The sequence below is a fragment of the Caballeronia sp. J97 genome (assembly GCF_905220305.1).
Classification (GTDB): domain Bacteria; phylum Pseudomonadota; class Gammaproteobacteria; order Burkholderiales; family Burkholderiaceae; genus Caballeronia.
Window position 1 is genome coordinate 175,455 of the sequence record NZ_CAJMZL010000008.1, and the last position, 17,771, is coordinate 193,225.

16 protein-coding genes are annotated in these 17,771 nt (G+C 64.6%); 11 read left to right on the forward strand and 5 right to left on the reverse strand.

Annotation, left to right across the window (positions count from 1 at the left end; genetic code table 11):
• Positions 1-187 precede the first annotated feature (187 nt).
• Positions 188-1,066 (reverse strand): LysR substrate-binding domain-containing protein, encoded by an 879-nt coding sequence (locus U4Y90_RS13925; RefSeq protein WP_321795173.1) that lies wholly within the window; start codon positions 1,064-1,066, stop codon positions 188-190.
• Positions 1,067-1,169: 103 nt separating this feature from the next.
• Here U4Y90_RS13925 and U4Y90_RS13930 point away from each other — a divergent pair, with 103 nt between their 5' ends.
• The 11 genes from U4Y90_RS13930 to U4Y90_RS13980 all read left to right on the forward strand — a co-directional run bounded on the left by U4Y90_RS13930 (position 1,170) and on the right by U4Y90_RS13980 (position 13,308).
• Complete coding sequence (locus U4Y90_RS13930) at positions 1,170-2,387, forward strand: YbfB/YjiJ family MFS transporter (RefSeq protein ID WP_321795174.1); 1,218 nt, start codon at positions 1,170-1,172, stop codon at positions 2,385-2,387.
• A 54-nt stretch (positions 2,388-2,441) separates the two neighbouring features.
• Entirely contained in the window at positions 2,442-3,314 is an 873-nt protein-coding gene (locus tag U4Y90_RS13935; protein ID WP_321795253.1) for a GNAT family N-acetyltransferase, read from the forward strand.
• A 5-nt stretch (positions 3,315-3,319) separates the two neighbouring features.
• The gene (locus tag U4Y90_RS13940; protein ID WP_321795175.1) at positions 3,320-4,246 is read left to right on the forward strand and encodes a glyoxylate/hydroxypyruvate reductase A; all 927 of its coding nucleotides are present in this window, start codon (positions 3,320-3,322) and stop codon (positions 4,244-4,246) included.
• Between the two features lie 162 nt (positions 4,247-4,408).
• Positions 4,409-5,818 carry an aspartate aminotransferase family protein gene (locus tag U4Y90_RS13945; RefSeq protein ID WP_321795177.1) on the forward strand — a complete coding sequence of 470 codons (1,410 nt, stop codon included), beginning with the start codon at positions 4,409-4,411 and terminating at the stop codon, positions 5,816-5,818.
• Positions 5,819-5,861: 43 nt separating this feature from the next.
• Positions 5,862-6,359 carry an Lrp/AsnC family transcriptional regulator gene (locus U4Y90_RS13950; RefSeq protein ID WP_008346961.1) on the forward strand — a complete coding sequence of 166 codons (498 nt, stop codon included), beginning with the start codon at positions 5,862-5,864 and terminating at the stop codon, positions 6,357-6,359.
• A gap of 98 nt (positions 6,360-6,457) precedes the next feature.
• Entirely contained in the window at positions 6,458-7,522 is a 1,065-nt protein-coding gene (locus tag U4Y90_RS13955; RefSeq protein ID WP_321795180.1) for a tartrate dehydrogenase, read from the forward strand.
• Positions 7,523-7,539: 17 nt separating this feature from the next.
• On the forward strand, positions 7,540-9,012 hold the full coding sequence (locus U4Y90_RS13960; RefSeq protein WP_321795182.1) for an NAD-dependent succinate-semialdehyde dehydrogenase: 1,473 nt from the start codon (positions 7,540-7,542) through the stop codon (positions 9,010-9,012).
• Complete coding sequence (locus tag U4Y90_RS13965; RefSeq protein ID WP_321795184.1) at positions 9,009-9,977, forward strand: M14 family metallopeptidase; 969 nt, start codon at positions 9,009-9,011, stop codon at positions 9,975-9,977. The genes U4Y90_RS13960 and U4Y90_RS13965 overlap by 4 nt, the downstream gene beginning before the upstream one ends.
• Before the next feature lie 9 nt (positions 9,978-9,986).
• A complete protein-coding gene (locus U4Y90_RS13970) occupies positions 9,987-10,331 on the forward strand; it encodes a cupin domain-containing protein (RefSeq protein ID WP_321795186.1) in 345 nt (114 codons plus the stop codon).
• Positions 10,332-10,518: 187 nt separating this feature from the next.
• Positions 10,519-11,580 carry an ABC transporter substrate-binding protein gene (locus U4Y90_RS13975; RefSeq protein WP_321795188.1) on the forward strand — a complete coding sequence of 354 codons (1,062 nt, stop codon included), beginning with the start codon at positions 10,519-10,521 and terminating at the stop codon, positions 11,578-11,580.
• A 3-nt stretch (positions 11,581-11,583) separates the two neighbouring features.
• Positions 11,584-13,308, forward strand: coding sequence for a GMC family oxidoreductase (locus U4Y90_RS13980; protein ID WP_321795190.1), 1,725 nt, complete (start codon positions 11,584-11,586; stop codon positions 13,306-13,308).
• Here the strand turns inward: U4Y90_RS13980 and U4Y90_RS13985 are convergent.
• From U4Y90_RS13985 to U4Y90_RS14000, 4 genes are read right to left on the reverse strand one after another with little or no spacing between them, the layout of a single operon-like run.
• Positions 13,296-14,723, reverse strand: a complete 1,428-nt coding sequence (locus U4Y90_RS13985) for an aldehyde dehydrogenase family protein (protein WP_321795191.1) — start codon at positions 14,721-14,723, stop codon at positions 13,296-13,298. The genes U4Y90_RS13980 and U4Y90_RS13985 overlap by 13 nt on opposite strands.
• Before the next feature lie 21 nt (positions 14,724-14,744).
• Positions 14,745-15,545: an ABC transporter permease gene (locus U4Y90_RS13990; RefSeq protein ID WP_321795192.1), complete on the reverse strand. Its 801-nt coding sequence runs from the start codon at positions 15,543-15,545 to the stop codon at positions 14,745-14,747.
• A gap of 5 nt (positions 15,546-15,550) precedes the next feature.
• A complete protein-coding gene (locus U4Y90_RS13995; RefSeq protein ID WP_321795193.1) occupies positions 15,551-16,459 on the reverse strand; it encodes an ABC transporter permease in 909 nt (302 codons plus the stop codon).
• Positions 16,456-17,769, reverse strand: a complete 1,314-nt coding sequence (locus tag U4Y90_RS14000) for an FAD-binding oxidoreductase (protein WP_321795195.1) — start codon at positions 17,767-17,769, stop codon at positions 16,456-16,458. The genes U4Y90_RS13995 and U4Y90_RS14000 overlap by 4 nt, the downstream gene beginning before the upstream one ends.
• Between the last annotated feature and the right edge of the window lie 2 nt (positions 17,770-17,771).

Below are 17,771 nucleotides of genomic sequence, written 5' to 3' on the forward strand. Positions count from 1 at the left end.
GCCGCTAGCCTACCTTTTTCGAACTGAACAATCGTTCAGATAAGAAGCTCTGCACGAAGAAACTATATCCGCATTCTTGGCGATGGGGCTGATGCGTGACCTCCGGATCGCGCAACAGGCCGCGGCCACCGGAGATCAGACGTCAGTCAGGAGCGACGCGGATACTCCGGTGCGGGACGCCAAATCCTCAGGCCGATCGGCTCTCCACCAGCAACGCCCGCATTGCGTCCAGCGCCGCCGAGAAGTGCCCCTTTCGCCACACGAGCAGCGTATCGATGCGTCCGAGCTCGCCCATCGGATGCAGGTCCACCTCGCCGTCCAGACGCGCCAGTCCGAGCACCGAGCGCGGCGCCACGGCGACGCCCGCGCCTGCTGCCACGCACGCGACGATCGCGTGATAAGAACCCAGCTCCAGCACGCGCGCCGGACGGATGCCCTGTTGCTCGTACCAGCGCATCGCGTAAGAGCGGTACGCGCAGCCGCGCTCGAACGCCACCAGCGTGAGGCCCGCGGACTCGCGCGCCATCGTCACGGGCGTTTGCCCGCGCGGCGTGACGAGCGCCAGTTCCTCCTCGAACACCGGCACGGAGTCGAATTGCGCGGCCGCGAGCGCGTCGGGCTCGATCGGCCGCGCCATCACCGCCGCGTCCACTTCGAATGAACGCACGCTCTCGATGAGCGCGCGCGTCACGCCCGTCGTCAGTTCGAGCGTGACCTGCGGCCAGCGCTGGTGATACGCCGCCAGCACGCGCGGCAGCCGGCTCGCCGCCGTGCTTTCCATCGTCCCGAGCCGCAGGCGGCCTTGCGGGCGATTCTCGCTGACCGCGTGACGCGCTTCTTCCGCGAGCGCGAGCAGACGTTCCGCATAGGGCAGCAAGGTCTCGCCGGCCGGCGTCAGCACGAGACGGCGGCCATCGCGAATGAAAAGGTCCGTGCCGAGCGTCTCTTCAAGCTGACGAATGCGCGTCGTCACGTTGGACTGCACGCGGTTGAGCTTGGCCGCCGCGCGCGTCACGCCGTTCTCGCGCACGACAGCCCGGAAAATGGTCAATGCCGACAGATCCATGATCTTTCCAGAAGATTGATCGCATCTCGATTATTCATTTTTCAAGATACATCGGTCAAGCTAGGATGCGTGCATCGTCCCTTTGGTCTTTGCACATCGACTCATGGCATCGCCCGCTCAAGCCTCGTCGCTGCCTGCTCATCGCGCGCGAAACGCCGCGCTCGCGTGCGCAGTCGTGCTGGCGGTGGCGCTGGGCGTGGGCCGGTTCGCGTTCACGCCGCTCTTGCCGCTGATGCTGAAAAGCGGCGCGCTCGATATTCGCCACGGCGGCTGGCTCGCGTCGGCCAACTACGCGGGGTATCTGATCGGCGCGTTGTCGTGCGCGGCGATCCGCTTCGATCACGCGCGCATGGTGCGTCTCGCGCTCGCGTGGACCATCGTGCTGACGCTCGCGATGGGCCTGGTCCATCTCTTCTGGATGTGGGCGGCGATACGGTTCGCGGCGGGTGTCGTCAGCGCGTGGGCCTTCGTGTTCGCGTCGCAATGGGGCTTGCGGCGGCTCGCCGAACTCGACGCGCACGGACTCGGCGGCGTGATCTATGCGGGGCCGGGCGTAGGCATCGTCGCGACCGGCCTGCTCGGCGCGCTGGCCGCGACGCTCGGCGTGCCCGCGCCGTGCGTATGGATCGGCTTCGCGGTCTGCTCGGGCGTGGCGGGCATCGTCGTGTGGAAGACCTTCGCTCATCGGGAATCGACGATGCGTGGCCGCGCCCGTGCCGCCGATCACGTGGCGGGCGCTTCGGCGCGCGTCGATTCGATCGGGCTCGTCGGCCTCTACAGCCTCGCGGGTTTCGGCTACATCATCACCGCGACCTTTTTGCCCGTCATCGCGCGGCAGGCCTTGCCGGACTCGCCGTGGCCCGATCTGTTCTGGCCCGCGTTCGGGCTGGCGCTGATCGCCGGCGCGCTGGTCGCCGCGCGGCTGCCGCTCGCGTGGGACAACCGGCTGCTCTCGGCGGCGTGCTATCTGATTCAGGCGCTGGGCATTCTGCTCGGCATCGTGTTTCCGAGCGCGCTCGGCTTCGGAGTCGGCAGTCTGCTGCTGGGCTTGCCCTTCACCGCGATCACGCTGTTCGCGATGCGCGAGGCGCGCCGCCTGCGCGGCGAGGCCGCGGCGGGGCTGATGGGCTACGCGACGGCCTCGTACGGACTCGGCCAGATCGCGGGGCCGCTCGTCGCAGCGCCGATTGCCGCGCACACCGGAACGTTCTCCATCGCGCTATGGATCGCCGTGGCGGCGCTGGGCTTCGGTGCGGCGGGATTGACCTGGCTCGGACTGCGCGGCGCGGCGCGCGCTGCACAGGCAACAGGATCGTCCTAGCCGCGCAACCGCGCGCGTGTCAAAGTGGCCAGCATTCTCTATGTGGAGCATGCCGTGCCCGCCGCCGAAACATCCACGCTTGTCTATCGCCCCTTCGCCGCCGACGACATCGCCGCCGCGCACGCGCTTTCGGTCGACGTCAAATGGCCGCATCGCGCCGATGACTGGCGCTTCGTGCTCGATGCCGGCGCGGGGTTCATCGCGCAGGACGGCGAGCGCGTGGTCGGCACCGCGCTGTGCTGGAAGTACGGCGAGCACGGCGGATCGCTCGGCATGGTGATCGTCGCGCCGGATTGTCAGGGCCGTGGCATCGGCCGCAAGCTGATGGAACTGCTGCTCGAAGCGCTCGGCGAGCGCATCACGGTGCTGCACGCGACGCCAGCGGGCGAGCCGCTCTACGCGAAGCTCGGGTTCGAACGCATCGGTGCGATTCATCAGCATCAATCGGCCGACTTCAAGGTGCCTCGCATCGACCTGGCGCAAGGCGAACGATTGCGGGCGATCGAACCCGGCGACACGGGCACGCTCGTCGATCTCGCATCGCGCGCGAGCGGGCTGGACCGAAGCGCGCTTTTGCCCGCGCTGTTGAACGTCTCGCGGGGCATCGTGCTCGAACGCGATGGCGCCGTGGTCGGCTTCTCGCTCCTTCGTGAGTTCGGCCGCGGTCATGCCATCGGTCCGGTCGTATCGGTCACCGATGACCGGCAGCACGCGCGCCGCGCACAGGCGCTCATCGCGCACTGGCTCGCGCATAACGAAGACCGGTTCACGCGCATCGACATGCCCGATGAAAGCGGACTGTCGACGTGGCTCGAAAGCATCGGACTGAAGCGTGTCGATACCGTCATCAAGATGGCGCGCAACGGTACGCCGCCGCACGACGCGTCCGTCGCGCAATTCGCGATCATCAATCAGGCGCTGGGTTGAGACCGATGACGATCCTCTATAAAGCCGATCCCGAGCGCGGCAGACAATGGGCGCAGCAGTTCGCGCAAAAGGCACCCGACGTGCCGTTCCGCCTATGGCCCGATATCGGCGATGCCGCGGCGGTACGCTATCTCGCCGCATGGCAGCCGCCCGCCGATGTCATGCAGACCTTCCCCAATCTCGAAGTGATCTTCTCGGTCGGCGCGGGCATCGATCAATTCGATCTGTCGAGCGTGCCGCCGCAGGTCGCGGTCGTTCGCATGACCGAGCCGGGCATCATCGAAGGCATGGTCGAATATGTGACACAGGCCGTGCTCACGATTCATCGCGATCTCTTCGATTACGCCGCGCAGCAACGAGAGCGCGTATGGCGCGAGATGCCCGTGCGCGCGGCTTCGACGCAGCGCGTCGGCGTGCTCGGCCTCGGCATGCTCGGCACCGCCGTGCTGAAGACGCTGCGTCTGTTCGGCTTCGATTGCGCGGGCTGGAGCCGTTCGCCGCATGAGATCGAGGGCGTCGAATGTCATGCGGGCATCGAATCGCTCGATGCGTTTCTCGCGCGCACCGATATCCTCGTGTGCCTGCTGCCGCTCACGGACGCGACGCGCGGTCTGATCGGCAAACATGTGTTCGAGGCCTTGCCGAAGGGCGCGTCGTTCATCAATGTCGGGCGCGGCGCGCACGTGGTCCAGCAGGATCTGCTCGATGCGCTCGACAGCGGCCATCTCCATGCCGCGATTCTCGACGTCACCGATCCCGAGCCGCTGCCGCCGGCGCATCCGTTCTGGACGCATCCGCGCGTGCGCCTGACGCCGCATATCGCGAGCGCGACGCGGCCCGAATCCGCCGTCGACGTCGTGCTGGAGAACCTGCGCCGCCATCGCGCGGGAGAGCGCATGATCGGCGAAATCGACCGCACGCGCGGCTATTGAGTCGCCGGGAGACCTCGCAGCACAAAATGCTGCGAGCGCCCCGCAAAACGCCGCGGATTCGCTTTTTGGCGATTTTTTTGGCGATGCGCGCGATGCGGCTCTGCCGATACCATGAAACGGTCAAGAGCCATTCCGACCCCTTCGCGAAGAGAGAGCCGCATCATGTCGATCAAGTCGCTTGTCGAGTCCGACCGTAAGCATCTGATTCATCCCGTCGTCAGCTATCGCGCGCATGAGGCGCGCGGCGTCACCGTGCTCGATTCCGCCGATGGCGTGTTTCTGCGCGATATCGAAGGCCGCGAACTGCTCGATGCATTCTCCGGCCTGTGGTGCGTGAACACGGGTTACGGGCACGCGAGCATCGTCGAAGCCGCCGCGAAGCAGATGGCGAAACTGCCCTATGCCACGGGCTATTTCCATTTCGGCTCCGAGCCCGCGATCGAGCTGGCCGCGAAACTCGTCGAGCTCGCGCCGGCGTCGCTGCAACACGTGTACTTCACGCTCGGCGGCTCGGATGCCGTCGACTCCGCACTGCGCTTCATCACGCATTACTACAACGCGACGGGCCGTCCGTCGAAGAAGCATTGCATCGCGCTGCAACGCGGCTATCACGGTTCGTCGTCGATCGGCGCGGGGCTGACCGCATTGCCCGCGTTCCATCGCAACTTCGATTTGCCGCTGCCGACGCAGCATCACATTCCGTCGCCGTATGCGTATCGCAACGATTACGCCGATGACGCCGCGCTCATCGCGGCTTCGGTCAAAGCGCTCGAAGACAAGGTCGCGGAACTCGGCGCGGACAATGTCGCCGCCTTCTTCTGCGAACCGATTCAAGGCTCGGGCGGCGTGATCGTGCCGCCCGCGGGCTGGCTGAAGGCGATGCGCGAAGCATGCCGCAAGCTCGATATCCTCTTCGTCGCCGACGAGGTCATCACGGGCTTCGGCCGCACCGGCCCGCTCTTCGCGTGTGAAGGAGAAGGCGTCGAGCCGGATCTGATGACGGTCGCGAAAGGACTTACCGCGGGCTATGCGCCCATGGGCGCGGTCCTCATGTCCGATGCGGTCTATCAAGGCATCGCCGATGGCGGCGATGCCTCCGCGGCCATCGGTCATGGACACACGTACTCGGCGCATCCGGTGAGCGCGGCGATCGGCCTCGAAGTGATGCGGCTCTATCACGAAGGCGGCCTGCTCGCGAACGGTCAGGCGCAGGCGCCGCGCTTCGCGCAAGGGCTCGACGCGCTGCTCGATCATCCGCTCGTCGGCGATTCCCGTCATCGCGGCTTGCTGGGCGCGCTCGAACTCGTCGCCGACAAGGACAGCAAGCGCGGCTTCGATGCATCGCTCAAGCTGCCGGACCGCATCGCCGCCGCGGCCTATGCGAACGGCCTCGTGTTCCGCGCGTTCGGCGACAACATTCTCGGCTTCGCGCCGGCGCTCTGCTACTCGCAAGCGAACTTCGACATGCTGTTCGAGCGCCTCACGAAGACACTCGATGACGTGCTCGCGCACAGCGACGTGCGTGACGCACTGAAAGGCGCTTCGGGCTTCAGTTCCCGCGCGGCTGCGTGATAACATCGACCGACCGCCGACATGCGACACCGAACCCGCCGCGATGAGCACCGACAGCAAGCTGGACCGAATCGATCTGCGTATCCTCTCGCAATTGCAGAAACGCGGGCGCATCACGAACGTGGAGCTCGCCGATGCGGTCGGTCTGTCGCCCAGCCCTTGCCTGATTCGCGTGAAGCGGCTGGAGAAGGCGGGTTATATCGTCGGTTACGGCGCGCAGATTCAGCTCGAAAAGCTAGGCGACGTGCAGGTGGTTTTCACCGAAGTCACGCTCGCCGATCATCGCCGCGAAGACTTCATCAACTTCGTGAATGCCGTGAAGGATGTCGACGAGATCGTCGAATGTCATCTCGCGAGCGGCGGTTACGACTATCTGCTCAAGTTCGTCACGCGCAGCGTGAGCCACTATCAAAGTATCATCGAAGGGCTGCTGGAGCGCGGCATCGGCATCGAGAAGTACTTCAGCTACGTCATTATCAAGACGTCGTTCGTGAAGACACACTACCCGCTCGAAACGCTCTTCTCGCAGAATCATCACTGAGGCGCGCGCCTCTGACTCTTTTCAGCTCGAATGCACGCACGCGCTCTTTTTGCACGCGCGTGCTTTTTATCGTCGATCATTTTCACGCGGAGTAGCACATGTCCAGCAAATATCGTATTGCCGTGATTCCGGGCGACGGCATCGGCAAGGAAGTGATGCCCGAAGCATTGCGCGCGCTCGACGCCGTGAGCAAGCGCTTCGATATCGAACTGGAGTACCGGCATATCGAGTGGGCGAGTTGCGATTACTACGCGCAACACGGCCAGATGATGCCGGACGACTGGAAAGCCCAGCTTCAAGACGCCGATGCGATTCTCTTCGGCGCGGTCGGCTGGCCCGATACCGTTCCGGACCATATCTCGCTGTGGGGCTCGCTGCTCAAGTTCCGCCGCGAGTTCGATCAATACATCAATCTGCGTCCCGCGCGTCTGTTCGACGGCGTGCCCTCGCCGCTCGCGAATCGCAAGGCGGGCGATATCGATTTCATGATCGTGCGCGAGAACACCGAAGGCGAGTATTCGTCGGTCGGCGGCACGATGTTCGAAGGCACCGAGCGCGAGTTCGTATCGCAGACCTCGATCTTCACGCGCAAGGGCGCCGAACGCGTGTTGAAGTTCGCGTTCGATCTCGCGCAAAAGCGCGAGAAGAAGATCACCGTCGCGACGAAGAGCAACGGCATTTCGATCAGCATGCCGTGGTGGGATGCACGCGCCGCCGAAATCGCCGCGCACTATCCCGAAGTCAAATGGGACAAGCAGCACATCGACATTCTGTGCGCGCGCTTCGTATTGAACCCCGATCGCTTCGATGTGGTCGTCGCGACCAATCTGTTCGGCGACATTCTCTCGGACCTCGGCCCCGCGTGCACGGGCACGATCGGCATCGCGCCCTCGGCCAACATGAATCCGGAACGCGACTTCCCCTCGCTGTTCGAGCCGGTGCACGGTTCCGCGCCGGACATCGCGGGCAAGGGCATCGCCAATCCGGTCGCGATGGTCTGGTCCGCCGCGATGATGCTCGACTTCCTCGGCGAGCGCGAGGCGCACGATGCGATGCTCGCCGCGATCACCGCGGTGCTGAAGGAAGGCCCGCATACCGGCGATCTCGGCGGCAAGGCGAACACGGCGGAAGTCGGCGCGGCCATTGCGCGACTGCTCGCCTGATCTCTCTGGAGACCATCATGACGCAACGATACGAGTTGAGCGACCTGATTCGCGCCGACAATTTCATCGACGGGAAATGGGTTTCGGCCGCGAGCGGCAAGCGCTTCGCGGTGACCGATCCCGCGACGGGCGATGTCATCGCGCAAGTGGCCGACAGCGGCCCCGCCGATGCCCGCGCCGCCACCGATGCCGCCGCGCGCGCCTTCCCCGCCTGGCGCGACACGCTGCCGAAAGACCGCGCCGCCGTGCTGCATCGCTGGCACGCGCTGATCGTCGAGAACGCGGACGCGCTCGGGCGACTGATCTCGCTCGAACAGGGCAAGCCGTTCGCGGAAGGCCGCGGAGAAGTGATGTACGGCGCGTCCTACGTCGCATGGTTCGCGGACGAAGCCACGCGCATCTACGGCGACATCATCCCTCAGCAGCAGCGCGGCAAGCGCATGAGCGCGGTGAAGGAGCCGGTCGGGATCGTCGCGGCCATCACGCCGTGGAATTTCCCGCTCGCGATGATCGCGCGCAAGATCGCGCCCGCGCTCGCGGCCGGTTGCACGGTGATCGGCAAACCCGCCGAAGATACGCCGCTCACGGCGCTCGCGCTCGTCATGCTCGCCCATGAAGCGGGCGTGCCGGCCGGCGCGCTGAATCTCATCAGCGCCTCGCGCGAGAACGCGCAGGACGCGGTCGCCGACTGGCTCGAAGACGGCCGCGTGCGCAAGATCACGTTCACCGGTTCGACGCCGGTCGGCAAGTACCTCGCACGCGAATCGGCGGGCACGTTGAAGAAGCTGTCGCTGGAACTCGGCGGCAATGCGCCCTTCATCGTATTCGACGACGCCGATCTCGATGCGGCCGTCGCGGGACTCATGGCATCGAAGTTCCGCAATGGCGGACAGACCTGCGTGTGCCCGAATCGCGTGTACGTGCAGTCGGCCGTGTACGACAAGTTCGCCGATCTGCTGGCCAAGCGCGTCGCCGCATTGAAAGTCGCGCCCGCCACCGATGCCGACGCGCAGATCGGCCCGATGATCAACGCGCGCGCGGTCGAGAAGATCGAGCGCCACGTGAACGACGCCCTGCAGCGCGGCGCGCGCGCGCTCACGGGCGGCAAGCGTCTCGCCGAGATCGGGCCGAACTACTACGCGCCGACCGTGCTCGCCAACGCCACGGCCGACATGCAATTGAGCTGCGAAGAAACGTTCGGTCCGGTCGTGCCGCTCTTTCGTTTCGACGACGAAGCCGAAGCGATCCGCGCCGCCAACGACACACCGTTCGGTCTCGCAGCGTACTTCTATAGCCAGAACCTGAAGCGCATCGACCGCGTGTCGCGTTTGCTCGAATCGGGGCTCGTCGGCATCAACGAAGGTGCGATTTCGAGCGAAGCCGCGCCGTTCGGCGGCGTCAAGGAATCGGGCTATGGACGCGAAGGCTCGAAGTACGGTCTCGACGATTACCTCTCGATCAAATACCTCTGCCAGGGCGGCCTCGAATGAACGCCTATCCGATCGAGATCGCGTTCCCCGACATCGGCGCGCATGCGTCGGGCAACACGGGCGTGCCGTACGTGCATACGTTCGATTCGGGCATCGACGGCCCGCACGTGATGATCAACGCGCTCACGCACGGCAACGAAGTGTGCGGCGCGATCGTCGTCGATGCGTTATTGCGCGCCCGGCTTAAGCCGCGACGCGGCAAGCTGACGCTCGCGTTCGCAAACGTCGACGCCTACGCGCGCTTCGATGCGGACAAGCCCGATGCATCGCGCTTTGTCGACCAGGATTTCAATCGCGTATGGACCGCGCAAGCGCTCGACGACACGTCGCGCGATTCGAGCGAGTTGCGCCGCGCCCGCGCGATGCGGCCCGTCATCGACACCGTGGACCTGCTGCTCGATCTTCATTCGATGCACGAGAAGAGCAAGCCCTTGATCGTCGCGGGGCCGCTCGACAAGGGCATCGATCTGTCGGCGAAGCTCGGCACGCCCGCGACCGTGATCTGCGACGAAGGCCATCCCGAGGGCCGGCGCATGCGCGATTACGAAGGCTTCGGCGATCCGTCGAGCGGGAAGAACGCGTTGCTCATCGAATGCGGGCAGCACTGGGAAGCGAGCGCGGTCACGGTCGCGCGCGATGTCACCGCGCGCTTTCTGCTGCTGTCCGGCGTAGTCGACCAGGACGACTTGCCCGCCGGCTGGCTTCAGCCGTCGCCGCCGGAAATGCTCGTCGTGCGCGTGACGGAGCCGGTCGTCGCGAAGAGCATGGACTTCCGTTTCGCCGATGACTACACCGGCCTCGAAGTGTTTCCCGACGCGGGCAGCGTGATCGGCTGGTCGGACGGCGCAGCGGTCAAGACGCCCTACGACGATTGCATGCTCGTGATGCCCTCGCTGCGGCAGTTGCGGCCGGGCGTGACGGTCGTGCGGCTCGGCAAGATCGAACGGCGCATTCAATCCACTTAAAGGCGAGCGATGAAGGTTCAGCAGATCAGGCAAAGCATTGCAATTGAAGGACTCGAAGACTGGGGCACGGCCGGACTGCCGGGCACGCAGGAAATAAAGGTATCCGGCGTGCAGAAAGTGATTCCGGGCAGCGAGGCGATCGATACGGGCGTGTTCGAATGCACGCCGGGCACTTACCGGCGTTCGGTGAAGGAAGCCGAAGTGATGCATTTTCTGGCGGGCAGCGGCCGCTTCACGCCGGACGGCGAAGACACGATCCACTTCACGGGCGGCGATACGCTCTTCTTCGCGGCCAACACCGAAGGCACATGGGAAGTCGACGAAACCATGCGCAAGGTCTATGTGATCTTCTGAACGCGCGACCGGACGTGACCATTGCGCTGACATAACATCAGGTCATGGTCACTCCAACAATTCCGGCGTTGCTCCCGCGTATTTGACTCAATATATTTTCAGTCATCCACGCGCGCCGGTCGAAGTCAGGCGCGACCGCGATCCGCACGATGTCCACTGCTTCAACCTTGTCGAGGAAAACGCCGTGATGAAGATTGCAAGGTTCCGCTGTCCGCACCTTCCCGTTCGCCCGCTGGCCATGACATTGCTGCTCTCCATCGCGGGAGCGGCACCCGCGATCGCGGCGGGCAAGATCACGTTCGTGTCGCAGGGCGGCGCGTATCAGGAAGCGCAGACCAAGGCGATTCTCGATCCCGCCGCGAAAGAGCTCGGCATCACGATCACGCAGGACAGCATTCCGGACGCGTGGCCGCAGATCAAGGCGCAAGGTGCGACGGGCAAGCCGATCTGGGACGTCGTCGATACGCCCACGTCGAACTGTCTGCGCGGCGGACGCGAAGGCTTGCTGGAAAAGCTCGATTTCTCGAAGATTCCCAACGCCGCGGCCATTCCCGAAAAGTACCGTACGCCTTATTCGGTAGCCTACGAGTTTTATTCGACGGTCATCGGCTACAACAAGAAGACGCTGAAGAAAGTCCCGCAAAGCTGGAAGGACTTCTGGGACGTGAAGAACTTCCCCGGCACGCGCGCGCTGCGCAACGATCCGATGACCGTGCTCGAAGCCGCGCTGCTCGCGGACGGCGTGCCGCGCGACAAGCTCTATCCGCTCGACGTCGATCGCGCGTTCAAGAAGCTCGAAGAGATCAAGCCGAACGTCACGGTGTGGTGGACATCGGGCGGACAGTCCGCGCAATTGCTGCACGACGGCGAAGTCGACATGACGATGATCTGGAACGGCCGCGCGAGCGCCGTGATGAAGGATGATCCCGACGTCGCCTTCACGTTCAACGACGGCATCTTGCAGAACACGCAGCTTTGCATCTTGAAGAACGCGCCGAATCTGAACGACGCGGTGCGCTTCCTGAATGCGGCCGTATCGCCGCAATTGCAGGCGAATCTGCCGCTTTATATCGATTACGGCCCGGGCAATCCGGCCGCATTCAAGACGGGCAAGATCACCGACAAGCGCGCGGCCGAATTGCCGAGCGCACCGGCGAACGCGGCGAAGCAGGCGCTGCTGTCAGAGGAATGGTGGGCCTCCGAGCCGGGCATTCAGGCGAAGGCGCGCTGGCTCAAGTTCATGCAATAACGCGTGTTCGACTATCTGATTCTGGGCGGCGGTTCGGCGGGCTGCGTGCTGGCCGCGCGCCTTTCCGAAGATGCGCACGCGAACGTGTGTCTCGTCGAAGCGGGCCGCGATATCTCGGCACGCACGATGCCCGACGCTATTCGCAGCCGCTATCCGGGCCGCGCGTATCTCGACACGCGCAATATCTGGCAGGCTTTGAAAGCGCGCATGAGCGGGCACGCCGCATTGCGACGCTATGAACAGGCGCGGCTTTTGGGCGGCGGCTCGGCCATCAATGCGCTGATGGCCAATCGCGGATCTCCGGCCGATTACGATGAATGGGAAACGCTCGGCGCCGATGGCTGGAACTGGCAGACGTGTCTGCCCTATTTTCGCAAGCTCGAAACGGATTGCGATTTCAGCGGCGCATTGCACGGCGGCGACGGTCCTTTGCGCATTCGACGCACGGCATGGCCGCGCATTTCGCCGTTCGTCCGCGCGGTGCTCGGTTCACTCGCCGAAAGCGGCCATGCATTGCATGACGATCAGAACGGCCCTTGGGAAGACGGCACGTTCATCGGATCGATTGCGGTCAGTGCGAAGGGCGAGCGCATCCCGACTTCGGTTTGCTATCTCGACGATGCCGCACGCGCACGCGTCAATCTGACGATCCGAACCGGCGAAGTCGTCGAGCGCATTCTGTTCGAAGGCAAGCGTGCAATCGGTGCGCGCATCGTGCGCAACGATGGCACGAGCGAAGTGCTGAGCGCGCGACGCGTGATCGTCTCGGCGGGTGCGATTCACAGTCCCGCATTGCTGATGCGAAGCGGCATCGGTCCCGGCGATGAGCTCGCCGCACTCGGCATCGACGTGCTCGCGGATCGTCCGGGCGTCGGCCGCAATCTGATGGAGCATCCGTCGATTGCGGTGTCCGCGTTTCTGCCACGCGCCGCGCGCACGCCGTTTCCTGAAGAACATCACGAGCAGGCCATCGTGCGCTTCTCTTCCGGCTTGCCGGATACCGTTGCCGGCGACATGCACGGCGCGATCCTGTCGCGCTCGGGCTGGCATTCGGTGGGTTATCGGCTGGGCACGATCTTCTTCTGGGTCAACAAATCTTATTCGCGCGGGCGCGTGACGCTGCAGTCGGCGAATGCATTCGATGAACCCGCCGTCGATTTCGCGATGCTCTCCGATTCGCGCGATCTCGAACGGCTCAAGCTCGCGTTGCGCTTCGGCGCCTCCGCTCTGGCATCGCCTTCGATGGATGCGCAGCGCGATGTGATCTTTCCGTCCAGCTATTCACCGCGCGTGGCGGCGGTGGCCATGCCGGGGACATGGAATGCGGTGCAGCGCGGCGCGCTGAGCGCGTTGCTCGATATCGCCGGACCGTTGCGCGGCGCATTGATCGAGAGCGTGGTGACGCAGGGCATCACTATCGACAAACTGCTCGCCGATGACAACGCGATGACGGACTTCGTCATGCGCAATGTCGGCGGAACGTGGCATCCGTCGGGAACGTGCCGCATGGGTTCATCGAACGATTCGTGGGCCGTGACCGATTCGCGTGGCGCGGTCCACGGCACTGAAAACCTGCATGTGTGCGATGCGTCCTTGATGCCGTCGATTCCGTGCGCCAACACGAACGTGCCCACGATCATGATCGCGGAGCGCGTGGCGGATGCGTTGCGCGGCACGGTTCCGGGCGCGCAGGAACCGGCCGCGCGCACCCTGGACTACGCGCCGTAACCCACGATTCCCTTCACTTCGAGAAACGCTTCCAGTCCCCATTCGCCGTACTCGCGCCCATTGCCCGACTGCTTGTAGCCGCCGAACGGCGAGCCCGGATCCCAGGCCGGATAATTGACGTAGACACTGCCCGCGCGCATTCTCATCGCCACGCGCCGCGCGCGCGCCTGATCGTTCGACTGCACGTAAGCCGCCAAGCCATAAGGCGTGTCGTTGGCGATGGCGATGGCTTCTTCCTCATCGCGATACGGCATGATCGCGAGCACCGGACCGAAGATTTCCTCGCGCGCGATAGTCATCGACGGATTCACGTTCGCGAACACAGTGGGCTTCACGTAATAGCCGCGCTCGAGCCCGTCGGGACGCCCGGCGCCGCCCGTCACCAACGAAGCGCCCTCTTCGATGCCGATATCGATCAGCCGCTGCACGCGCCCGAACTGCACATCGCTGACGACGGGGCCCATCGTCGTCGCCGGATCGCTCGCCGGTCCGACGCGATGCTTCTGCGCCGCGCGCAACGCGATCTGCACAGCCTCATCGTGCCGCGATGCGGGCACGAGCATGCGTGTCGGCGCATTGCACGACTGACCGCTGTTGCTGAAGCACGAGTTGACGCCGGCAGTCACGGCCGCTTCGAAATCGGCATCGTCGAGCAGGATGTTCGCCGACTTGCCGCCGAGCTCCTGATGCACGCGCTTCACGGTCGGCGCGGCCAGCTTCGCGATTTCGACGCCGGCGCGCGTCGATCCGGTGAACGACACCATGTCGACATCCGGATGCGCGCTGAGCGCAGCGCCGACGGTCGGACCGTCGCCATTGACGAGATTGAACACGCCCTTGGGCACGCCGGCCGCATCGACGATTTCGGCGAACAGCACTGCGTTCATCGGCGAGACTTCGCTCGGCTTCAGCACCACCGCGCATCCGGCCGCGAGCGCCGGCGCGACCTTGCAGACGATCTGATTGATCGGCCAGTTCCACGGCGTGATGAGCGCGGCCACGCCCACGGGTTCTTGATTGACGAGCGTCGTGCCCTTCATGCGCTGCCACTGAAAGCGCTCGACCGTGCGCAACGTTTCCTCGATATGCCGCTTGCCGAGCGCGGCCTGCCACGCATGCGCGAGCTTCGTCGGCGCGCCGATCTCGCGCGAGATGACATCGGCCATCTCGTCATAACGCGCAACGTACGCTTCGAGCAATCGCTTCAGCAACGCGACGCGCTCTTCGACGCTCGTCTGCGAAAACGATGTGAACGCACGGCGCGCAGCCGCGACCGCGCGATCGACGTCGCGCGCATCGCCGAGCGCGACGTCGCCGATCGCTTCTTCGGTCGACGGATCGATCACAGGCAAACGCGTGCTGCCGGAAGGCTCGACCCAGTCGCCGTCGATATAGAACTGCTGCAGATGTCGCATATTTTTTCTGTAGTGGAAGGATCAGGCTCGCGCCGCCGCCGAAGAACGCCGGCTCACGACGACGATCATCACAAGGCACAAGGTCAGCGCCGTCAACATCGTGCTGATGGCGGCGATGGTCGGATCGATTTCATCGCGCAAGGTGACGAACATGCGGCGCGTGAGCGTCTGATTGTTGCCGCCCGAGATGAACAACGCAACCACGGTTTCATCGAGCGCCTGAATGAACACGAACACGGCGCCCGAAATCACGCTCGCCTTGATCTGCGGCAACGTCACCGCCATGAACGCGCGAAAGCGGTTCATGCCGAGACTGCGCGCGACCATCTCCTGCGTGCGATCGAACGTGCGCAAATCCGCGCCGACGGAAATCAGCACATACGGCAGACCGAGCATCGTGTCCGCGATGACGAGTCCGCCGAGCGTGTTCACATAGCCCATCTGCGTGAAGACGAAGAACACGCCGACCGCGACGATGATGATCGGCACCATCAACGGAAGCATCAGCAAAGTACGCATATAGCGCAGCGACCAGTGCGATCCGTACTGGATGCCGTACGCCGCCGCGATGCCGAGCGGCGTCGCGATCAGGGCCGCGCACGTCGACGCCGCGAAGGTGGTCTTCGCCGCATCGATCCACGCAGGGTTATCGAAGAATGCGTGATACCAGCGCAGCGAATACGCCGGTGGCGGAAACGTGAGAAAGCGCGCATCGGAGAACGACAAGGGCACGACGATGACCACGGGGATCATCAGGAACGCGAGTATCAGCATCACCGACGCGCCGAGCGTCACGCGGCCGAACGAGAAAGAACTCCGCATCTGCATCATTTCGCTCCCAGTGTCTTTTCGAGCGGAATCACGCGGCTCACGCCATAGAAGATCGCGAACACGCAGACGAGCAGCACCACGCTCACCGAACTCGCCGCGCCCCAGCTGTTGTAGATCTCGACGTTGCGGCTCACGATCATCGACACCATCATCGACTTGCCGCCGCCCATCAGCTCGGGCGTGATGTAAAAGCCGAGACACAGCACGAAGACGAGCGTCACGCCCGCGAGCACGCCGCTCATCGACAGTGGCAGAAACACCCGCAAGAACACGTGCAGCGGCGAACCGCCGAGGCTCGCGCCGGCCTGCGAAAGATTCGACGGAATCTTTTGCATCGCCGAATAGAGCGGCAGCACCATGAACGGCAAGAGGATATGCACCATCGCGATGATGGTGCCGAACTGGTTATACGAAAGCTGCAACGGGCGCTCGATCAGACCCATGCCGAGCAGCGCCTTGTTGATGAGGCCCGTGCGCTGCAGCAGCACGAGCCAGGCATAGGTGCGCACGAGCACGCTGGTCCAGAACGGCAGGATCACCATGCCGAGCACGAGCGCGCTCCATCGCGGCGATATCGATGCCGCGAAGTACGCGACCGGATAGCCGAGCAAGAGCGTGATGGCCGTCACGATGAAACTGAGCTTGAAAGTCAGCAGAAACGTGTCGAGATACGCGCCCGTGAAAACGCGCTTGTAGTTCACGAGCGAAAACACGCCGTCGTGATAGAACGACTGCCACGAGAGCCACGCGAGCGGCGCCACGAGCAGCACGACCACCACGAACAACGCGGGCGCCATCAGCAACAGCATCGCGCGGTCTTCGCGGCGCTGATGGCGCACTGAAGGATCGATCATCGCGGGCATCACGGCGGTGTCCTGGAGAATCCGTTTGGCTGTCGTCATCATGCACCTACGGCGTCGAGAAACTGATACCACGCTGCGACGAGCCTCACGCCCGGCGCGCGCAGCGCGTGAAACGGCACGGGCCGCAAGCCGTTTTGCGCAAGCAGCGCGAGCTCGGGCTTGTCGCCGAGCGCGAGCGCCGCGGCGTGCTGGCCGACCAGACTCGCCATCGCCACGCCCGCGCCGTTATAGCCGAGACAGAACGTGGTCGCATCGTCGCTGCGGCCCACATGCGGCAGCGCGTTGAAGGTCATGCCGACATAACCCGACCAGCGATACTCGACCAGCACGCCGCCCAGTTGCGGAAAGAGCGCGACCATCGCGCGCTGCAGCGCGTCGAAGCCGGTCGGCTCGCCTTCCTTGCCGAACGCGTCGCGGCCGCCGAACAACATGCGGCCATCGACCTTGCGGAACCACTTCATCATGCGGCGCGTTTCGGTATAGCTGCGGCGATTGATCATCAGTTGCGCATCGAGCTCCGGCGACAAGCGCGCGGTCGCGATCATCGCGCTTCTGAACGGCACGAGCTCACGATGATACGAAGCCGTGGCATCGGTCAGATTCGAATACGCGTTCGTCGCGACGATGACCTGCCTCGCGCGCACCGTGCCACCCGGCGCTCTCAACAGCACACGGCCGTCCTGCGCGCGCGACATTTCGATCACAGGCGTCGCCTCGAAGATCGGCACGCCGCGCGCGGTCAGAGCCGCCGCGATGCCGCGCACGTATTCGAGCGGCAGGATCGTGCCCGCATCCGCGCTCAACACGCCGCCGACGAAACCCTTCGAGCCCGTCTCATGCTGCACTTCCGCGCGCGATTGCACGGTCATCGACGAATCGCCGAGCATCGTGCGGACCCAGTCGGCTTCGGCGCATATCGACGCGAGCGCGCGCTCCGTATGCGCGCAACGCAGGCTGCCCGCATGCTCGAATCGAGCGCGTTCGAGCCTGAACTCGTCGATGAACGCCTCGACGGCGCGCACGCCATCGTGCGCGAGCCGATGCATGCGCTTCGCGACATCGATGCCATGCGCACTGGCGATCGCCGGAAACGACAGACGAAACTTCGACGACACCACGCCGCCATTTCGTCCGCTCGCGCCCCAGCCGACCGGATTCGCATCGAGCACCGCGCATTCGACGCCGCGCTTTTGCAGCGCATGCGCGGCGCTCAAGCCCGAATAACCCGCGCCGATGATCGCGACTTCCACGTCGATATCGCGTGCGAGCGGCGCGCCGGTGTCGACCGGTGCGGCCATCGCCCGCCATAGCGATTCGGGTTGCGGGCGCGACGGTGTCGTCGGGGCGCGCATCG